The organism is Pseudoalteromonas sp. TAB23 (assembly GCF_000498075.1).
GTDB classification, from domain to species: domain Bacteria; phylum Pseudomonadota; class Gammaproteobacteria; order Enterobacterales; family Alteromonadaceae; genus Pseudoalteromonas; species Pseudoalteromonas arctica.
The window spans coordinates 1-8530 of record NZ_AUTP01000217.1 but is presented as its reverse complement, the minus strand read 5'-3'; the positions used below and the strand labels follow the sequence as shown (position 1 = coordinate 8530).

The window sequence follows — 8530 nt, the reverse complement described above, 5'->3', positions numbered from 1 at the left end:
TGGCTTGCAAAGCTTTTTTATTGGTATTGGTGCAGTATTAGCCTCAGCGCTACCATGGATGATGACCAATTGGTTTGATGTTAGTAACACCGCTGCGCCAGGGCAAATCCCTGAATCTGTTAAATATTCATTTTATTGGGGTGGGGTCGTATTGCTAGTCGCAGTTCTTTGGACAGTTATGCGAACCAAAGAATATAGCCCTGAGCAATTAGCTGCTTTTGAAAACCACACTGCCAAACCGACTAACACCGCATTAGTAGATATCAACTTCAATAAAGGTGCCATTATTTTTGTGGTGCTAGGTTTAGCAACCCTTGCATTAGTAATGGGTTTATCGCTTGAAAAAGAGTTATACCTACTTGCTGGTGGCTTACTAGCGTTTGGTATTGTGCAGTGGATAGCAAGCGCATTAAAGGCTGCTAACAAAATACAAGGCGGTTTTTACCAAGTAGTACAAGATGTATTTACCATGCCAGAGGCAATGAAGCAGCTTGCTTGGGTGCAGTTTTTTAGCTGGTTTACGTTGTTTGCTATGTGGATATACACCACAGCCGCAGTAACAAGCTTTCATTACGGCAGNGCAGTGATGCAACAAGTAAAGCCTTTAACGATGGGGCTGATTGGGTCGGTATTTTATTTGCAGCTTACAATGGCTTTGCGGCTATTGCCGCTATGTGTATTCCATTCTTAGTTAAAAAGATGGGCTTAAAAGGCGCACATTGCTTTAACTTATTACTAGGCGCATTGGGCCTTGCGAGCTTTATGTTTATAACAGATCCAAAAATGCTTCTTATCCCAATGATAGGCGTTGGCTTTGCATGGGCTTCTATTTTATCGCTTCCTTATGCAATGTTAAGTAATGCACTACCGAGTAATAAAATGGGTGTGTATATGGGTATTTTTAACTTCTTTATTGTTATACCGCAATTGCTTGCTGCTAGTATTTTAGGGCTTATTTTACGCCACGTATTTTCTAACCAGCCTATTTACGCATTATTAATTGGTGCTGCATCATTCGTTGTTGCTGCGATTGCTGTAATGCGCGTTAAAAATTCAAACTAAGGGTCACACAATGAAAAAATATAACCTTATTACTACCGCTCTTTTAACTTTGGGCTTAACAGCCTGTGGTGCACAAAATACGAATAACGAAAATATTGACGCTACAGTTTCAGCAGCTCCTGGCGCACCAGGTGTTGAACCATTTTGGGCTTACGCGGGTAAAACCGGAATTGGTACTTCTTTTGAGCAATACCAAAACGGCCAATATAATAACAACGCTGCGACAGGTGAAGTATCAAAAGTATGGTTTTCAATTGCCAAAGGTATGATCACCGAAACTATGTTTGGACTCATTCACCAAGCTCAAATTAAAGATATGCAGTTTGTAGTAACCGGTAAAGATTTTACAGTCACTGAAGCTGACGACTTAGACGTTACAATTGATTACTTACATAAAGACGATAAAGGCAGACCACTAACGCTTGCTTACAAAGTAACAAGTACAGATAAGAAAGGGCGTTTTACCCTCGAAAAACACATATTCACCGACCCTGACGGACAAACATTGTTTGTACGCAGTATTTTTAATACATCACTTAAAGGCGTGAAAGCGTATGTTGCTGTTAACCCTTATATAAACAATAACGGCTTAGGTGATTTTGCAAAAACCACTGAGCAAGGCTTAGTTGCCTGGGAAGACGATAACTTTTTAACGTTGCAATCATCTACGCCATTCAAAATGCAAAGTGTAGGCTTTACTGGTGTGAGCGATGGCATCACCTCACTTAAAAAACAACACACACTAAGCAAACAATATTCAAACACTGGCGATAAGGCCGGTAACGTCACTCTGCTGGCAGAGCTTGGTAATATCGATAGTAATACCACATTTGATTTAGCACTAAGCTTTGGTAAAACGCAGCAGCAAAGCCAGCAACAAGGTGCACAGAGCTTATCTAAAGGTTATCAAAATGTGCTTGATGCCTACAACGGTAAAGGTGAAGCGCTAGGCTGGGAAGATTATTTACAAAGCCTTGAGCCATTAAATACAATGGTTAAGCAAACAGCCGATGACGGTAAACTACTTTATACCAGTGCAATGGTACTAAAAGCGCAAGAAGACAAAACCAATGCGGGTGCGCTCATTGCCTCACTTTCTAATCCTTGGGGTGAAACTGTTTCAGCCAAAGAGGGTTCTACAGGTTACAAAGCGGTATGGGTTCGTGATTTTTATCAAGTAGCTATGGCATTTATGGCCTTAGGCGATACAGCCACTGCAAAAACGGCCTTCGAATACCTTGAAAAAGTACAAGTTACTAGCAAAACCCAGGGTAACAATGGTGATACAGGATGGTTTTTACAAAAAACACATGTTGACGGTGGACTTGAATGGGTAGGGGTACAGCTAGATCAAACGGCTATGCCAATTATGCTCGCGTGGAAGTTACATCAAGCAAACGTACTAAGTGATAACGAACTTAAAGATTGGTACGCACGCATGCTAAAACCGGCAGCTGACTTTTTAGTTGATGGCGGAAGAGCTAAAATTTTATGGAACGACATGCAAATCACTCCACCTGCAACACAGCAAGAGCGCTGGGAAGAGCAAAGTGGTTATTCTCCCTCTACAACGGCNCAGCCAGTGACATAGCAATACTGAGTGGTGATACTCAAAATGCAGATCGTTATTTAGCAACGGCTAAAAAGTACAACAGTAATATAGAATCGCAAATGTTTACCACCGAAGGTAATTTAAAAGGTGATAGCACCGATGGCGAGTATTTTATTCGTATAGGTCAAGACACCGACGCTAACTCTAATACTAAAATTAACGCCAACAATGGCCGTGAAGGTTTTAACAAAAAGCAGGTTTTAGATGGTGGTTTTTTAGAATTAGTCCGCTATGGAGTAAGAAGTGCCAACGATTCAAGTATAGTTAAAACCCTACCTGAGTATGACGACGAAACGCTTGAAGATAACTTACAAGTTAAATACAGCTTTAACTTTACCGATGGTAGCGGCACATTTGCAGGCTATCGCCGTTATGGCAACGACGGTTACGGCGAAGATGAAACCACAGGTACTAACTATGCCGAAAGCGGGAGCAACACGCCAGGCCAACGTGGTCGTGTATGGCCATTTTTTACAGGCGAACGCGGACACTATGAAATAGCGGCTGCAAACGCAAATAATACGCTAGATGATGCAAAACAAGCGGACATTAAAAATAGTTACGTAAAAGGTTTAGAGCAGTTTGCCAATAGCGGCATGATGCTACCTGAGCAAGTATGGGATGGCGTGGGTGTAAATAAAGCAGGTTATGCGTTAGGTGAGGGCACAAACTCAGCAACACCTCTAGCTTGGACACACGCAGAATACATTAAGCTTGTACGCTCACTCAGTGATAAACAAGTTTGGGACTATTATCCGGTGGTAGCTGAGTCGCTTAAAGACTAATATAAAATATGCTGTAGTTATTAAAAAAGGCTTCTAAATAAATTTAGAAGCCTTTTTGTTATGTACTCACTTAATATTAAGACAAAAGAATGCTCTTCAAATAAAATGAATGTCACTTTTTAGTTACATTATTTGAGGCCACACTTATTATCAAACCATGATAACAACTCGGTATAAAATTCTTTTTTATGATCGTAGAAAAGCGTATCAGAAAAGTGATCGGCATCTTCAAGCTCAATATATTTAAAGTCTTTTTTGTACTTTTCAAGCTCAGATACGAAGTCTCTACTGTGTTTTACTGGAACACGACTGTCGATATCGCCATGTACAACCAGTATAGGAATATTTACTTTATTTACTTGCTCTACAGGAGAGACACCTGTAATCGTAGGGCGTTGTAAGATACTTAAAAAGCGATTTTCGTTGAGAGTTGCATTGATACGACTTAAATCACTTACACCCGCACCGGCAACAACACATTTATATATGTTGTTTTCACGCATAGATGCAGCAAATGCAGCATAACCGCCATAACTCCAACCAAATAAAGCAAGCTTATCTTTTGTTGCTAAGCCTTTATCTATTAAATATTGTGCCGCGTCGTCTAAATCATCTTGTTTTTTCAAACCCCAGTTATTATCACCGGCTATCCAATGCTCTAAACCGTAACCAGTAGAACCACGATAGTTTGGTTGAATAACGACGTAACCATGATAGGCGAGTAACTGCGCCCAGTCATCAAATACAATAGAGTCACGCACCCAAGGACCGCCGTGAGGAAGTACTATCGCAGGGTAAGGACCTTTAGTCGCAGGAATGGTTACATACGCTTTTATTTTACGTCCATCTCTCGCTTTATAAGAGATATATTTAACGGATCCTAATTTACTTTTATCAATAAACGGAAGTCGGTCACCAATTTTAGTCAGCTTCTGTTTATTAGTAACAATGTAATAGCTGCCTGGGTTATCGTCAGCAGATACTCTCACTACTAATACGTTATCGTTATCAGAACTACTAATGATTTGTACAAATTTATCTTTAAATAAAGAAGCAACAGATTCGTTAAGTGCTTGAAGGTTTGGGTCTGTGAAATAAAACTTAGGCTGCTTGGTTGTATAGCGAAAGCCTTGTAAAGTACCGTCGGTATCAAGTATAACACCGTCTGTATCTACAGATTTAAGACCAAATTGACGTTCAGAATACTGACCTGTTTTAATGTTGTAAATATAAATGCCAGTCGTATTTTCGCCTAAGTTGGCGTTAACATAAACTTCGTTAGGATTACCTTTTGCAAATCCTAATATCTCAAAGTTTTCACGCTTTTTAGGACTAACTTGCTTAATTACTTTCCAATCATCATTGCCTTTATCTCGGGCATAATAATCGATTGCGTTATCAGACTTATTCCAACCTTGGGCTATTCTTATTTCACCATCGTAGTCAGAAACAAACGAGCCTGATACTTTTTCATTTCCGCGCATTACAGTAACGCTTCGTCCAGTGTTAATATTAAATCTCACTACATCTGGAATGTAGTTATTGTTAATATCAACTTCTACGAGTACTTCATCTTTTTTGTCTGGAAGTATATTTATTATATTAAATTGAACATTTCGCTTTTTCTTAAATGGTAATAACCAGTCGCCTTCACCATCTGCATCAGTTATTGCAAACTTATTAACCCAGTATTTGCGACTTCCGTCTTCTAGTATTTGTCTAAACATAACGCCAAGTTTTTCATCGTTTAACCACACGATGGAAGATATCAGCATTTTATCAGCGCCCAACCTTACGGGGTCTGCTTCTAGGTTATTTGGATCTCTTATCTCAATTATATAGTCACCATTTTTGGTAGTCGCTCTTAAAATAGCAAGCTTCTTACCATCAGGTGATGCTACAACACTACGGATAGCCGATGACATTGAGAAAGCATCGATACTGCTCACTTGTGTCGCATCTTCAGTTTCGCTATTAGCGAAAGAAGATAGGCTTAGTAAGGTAAATCCTACTAACATTCTTTTTTTAAGTTTCATTTTTTATTCCCTCAAAAAAAATGGCCTAAAATTTTAGGCCATCTGGATTGAATATATACTCAGCCAATTCTAATTAAAAAGAAGCTGTAAAACTGATGTATGGGCTACGTCCTGAAGTATCATAACCAACACCTAGAGGGATGTTAGTATTTGAGAAAGAACCATTTGGATCTACTTTTGGTGGAGCTTCATTAAATACGTTACGTACACCAAAGTTCACTTTATAAGCATCGTTAGACCAAGTCATACCGATGTTATGTACAAAGTAGTCATCAGTGAAACCAACAGGGCGACATTTAAGTGGAGCACCATTTGCGTCAGTTAAACCACGACAACCTGCAGTACCTTCTTCGAATTCACCTAAATCATCTTCATCTTCACGACCTTTACCGATGAAACGTGTTTCCCAGTAAATCTAAAATCAGAATATTTAAGTTGTAAGCGTGCTGTACCGCGCCATTCTGGTGAATCTGGCTCACCCATATTGTCATCAATAGTACCAAGTACATCAAAAACTTGCTCTGTCATACGCGTAGCTTGAAGGTCTAGTGTAATACCTAAGTTTTCTTCTGCAATTACCGTATCTGTTTCAAAGTAGATATTATAATCAAAACCTTTAGATGAGATTAAACCAATATTGATAAAGCTAGCATCAACTAAATCAATTTGACCATTTTCGTCACGCCCTATACGGCTACAAAAAGCATCATTACCATCTGCAGAATAACACTGACCAATACTGTAGAAAGCACTTGGCTCTGCAATACTATTTGTTACTTCAATATCAAAACGAGTTAATGACATTGTTAAATCAAATGCATCAGTGAACGGTTGTTCAAAGATAAAACCGTATGTTTTAGCTACTGATGTTTCAGCACTAAGCTCAGTTGTACCGCCAGTTTCAATCTCAGCGCTGTAAGTAGCAGTATATGAATCAGTCCCACCTTGACCTAAGCCAAGAGTAGTTGGATCAATACCTGATGCTTGACAAGCGTTTAATACCGCTGTATCGCGTGTTTCTTCAGCTGCATTATATGTAGCTGCTGAACCTGGGTTCAAAGGGTCAATATTACGAGCATCTTCCGGAACAACACATGGATCGGCAACTGTATTAAAACCAGACGTACCGTTTAAGAAACGTTCACGTAAGTTTGGCGCTCTATAAGAAGTACCTTTTGTAGCACGAAGAGTAAACCAATCAACAGGACGGTAGATAGTTTTAAGGCTATAAGTTGATTCAGCATCGTAGAAAGATTCTTCAGAAACACGGCCAGAAGCTGTAAATGTAAGTTCTTCAGCACCTTTTACTCCTTTAAGTAAAGGGAAGTCAACTTCTGTAAATATTTCTTTTAGATTACGAGAGCCATCAGCGCCTTGGTCAGCAAAGTAGCCCCATAGTAAGCCTTGTGATGCTGCTGCATTAGGATTTGATTCAATCTCATCACGACGATATTCAATACCAACGATACCTGCAACAGTTTCGTTATTCCATGGTAGTGCGAAGAAGTCACCACCCATGAATGCATTAAAAACAAACTGGTTTACTTTAGTTTCGATGTCGCGGTCAATAAATAAATAGGCCGCTTCTTCAGGTGAAAGCGTACCGCCACCTTCTTGGTAAATACTGTCTGCAAATAAATTAACAGGAACACATCCATCAGAACCGGTACCACAGGTAACAGTACCATCATCATTAAGAACAGCAGTTTCTAAAGAGTTAATTAAGCGCTCTTCATCAATACCAACACGGTGGTCAGTACCTTTAGATGCGCTGTACGATACAGAAGCGTCATAGTACCAATTGTCTAAACCAATGTTTTCGAACATACCAAGATTACCAGTAACACCGGTAACTAAACGATATTGTGAAACTTCAACCTCAGTTTGATCACGGTCACCACGAATGTTGATGATTGGCTGAACTGCTTCTGGTCCACCAGGGCCCACACCTAACACGCCAAAACAGTCAATACCGTTTGTACCACAAGGGTTATACGGGTTTGACGCCGCTACTTGTTGGAATATTTGTGCACCAGGGCTAAAAATTGGTGATTTACGACTAGCGTATAAACCTTCGTAGTAGAAAGTTGTATCGTTATCATCTTGGAAGTTGTATTCACCATTAAGCATTAATGAAATACGTTCATTTTTACTTCTGTAATCACCGCTTTTGTAGTAATCAGATTGTTGGAAAGCGTATAGAGGGTCTTGGAAATCAACGTCACGGAAACCATCGCCGTTTCCATCAACAAATACACCATCGTTTATACCGTCACCATCGAAATCGCCAGCTACCCATGAAGGTAAAAATCCTTCAAGACTTGATGGTACAGTTGATTCGCTGAAGTTTGGAATACCAGTATTTGTGAAGTTAGGAGTGTAATAAACACTACCAAAGAAAGAAGGTACGCTAATACGATTTGTTAGAGGGAAAATGTCACATGAATCTTCACCACTCGCTACAGGACCATAGCCACTGTTTCTCGTCACGATACTGCCATCTTCAGCTTCCCAAATACGCTCTTCACATCCTTTAACAAAAGGGTTACCAGATAAAGATTGAGATTTTTGTTCTGAATATTCAACGCCTACAGTGATAAAACCATTATCCATGGTTTTGCCCCACATGCCCGAAAGTACAGTTTCTTCACCGCCTTCACCTTTAGGTTGACGATAAGATGCATCAAAAATAAAACCTTCAACATCTTTTTTCAATATTACGTTAGCTACACCAGCTACCGCATCAGAACCATAAACGGTTGATGCGCCATCAAATAAATTCTCTACACGCTCAATCATTACGCCAGGTATTAAATTCAAATCAGGGGATGTTGGTGCACCACCAACGCCAGCAGGAGCCATTCTTCGGCCATTAATAAGTACAAGAGTTCGTTCAGCACCTAAACCACGAAATCCGATAGTTGCAGCGCCGGGACCGTTATCTAGCACCTAAACCACGAAATCCGATAGTTGCAGCGCCGGGACCGTTATCTAGTACAAAACCACCAAATGTATTATCTATTTGAGCACCAGCC

The 8530-nt window shown here is 39.9% G+C and carries 3 protein-coding genes and 2 pseudogenes (1 of these 5 cut by a window edge); 2 read left to right on the top strand and 3 right to left on the bottom strand.

Going from position 1 to position 8530, the window contains the following annotated elements; translation table 11 throughout:
* Both L654_RS01000000125990 and L654_RS01000000125985 read left to right on the top strand, forming a co-directional pair.
* Positions 1–1062: pseudogene (locus L654_RS01000000125990) on the top strand (MFS transporter) (it extends 456 nt beyond the left edge of the window).
* A 10-nt stretch (positions 1063–1072) separates the two neighbouring features.
* A pseudogene (locus L654_RS01000000125985) lies at positions 1073–3459 on the top strand (glycoside hydrolase family 15 protein).
* A 128-nt stretch (positions 3460–3587) separates the two neighbouring features.
* Here the strand turns inward: L654_RS01000000125985 and L654_RS0111910 are convergent.
* The 3 genes from L654_RS0111910 to L654_RS01000000125980 all read right to left on the bottom strand — a co-directional run bounded on the left by L654_RS0111910 (position 3588) and on the right by L654_RS01000000125980 (position 8444).
* On the bottom strand, positions 3588–5495 hold the full coding sequence (locus L654_RS0111910; protein WP_024608127.1) for a prolyl oligopeptidase family serine peptidase: 1908 nt from the start codon (positions 5493–5495) through the stop codon (positions 3588–3590).
* 73 nt (positions 5496–5568) lie between these two features.
* Positions 5569–5742, bottom strand: a complete 174-nt coding sequence (locus tag L654_RS1000000128280) for a hypothetical protein (RefSeq protein WP_225305752.1) — start codon at positions 5740–5742, stop codon at positions 5569–5571.
* Between the two features lie 113 nt (positions 5743–5855).
* Positions 5856–8444, bottom strand: a complete 2589-nt coding sequence (locus tag L654_RS01000000125980; protein WP_225305751.1) for a TonB-dependent receptor — start codon at positions 8442–8444, stop codon at positions 5856–5858.
* Positions 8445–8530: the final 86 nt, after the last annotated feature.

Bases quoted from the DNA above. Each gene is read 5' to 3' on its own strand.
- L654_RS1000000128280 (WP_225305752.1), bottom strand. From the start codon at position 5,742: ATGACTTGGTCTAACGATGCTTATAAAGTGAACTTTGGTGTACGTAAC.
- L654_RS0111910 (WP_024608127.1), bottom strand. From the start codon at position 5,495: ATGAAACTTAAAAAAAGAATGTTAGTAGGATTTACCTTACTAAGCCTA.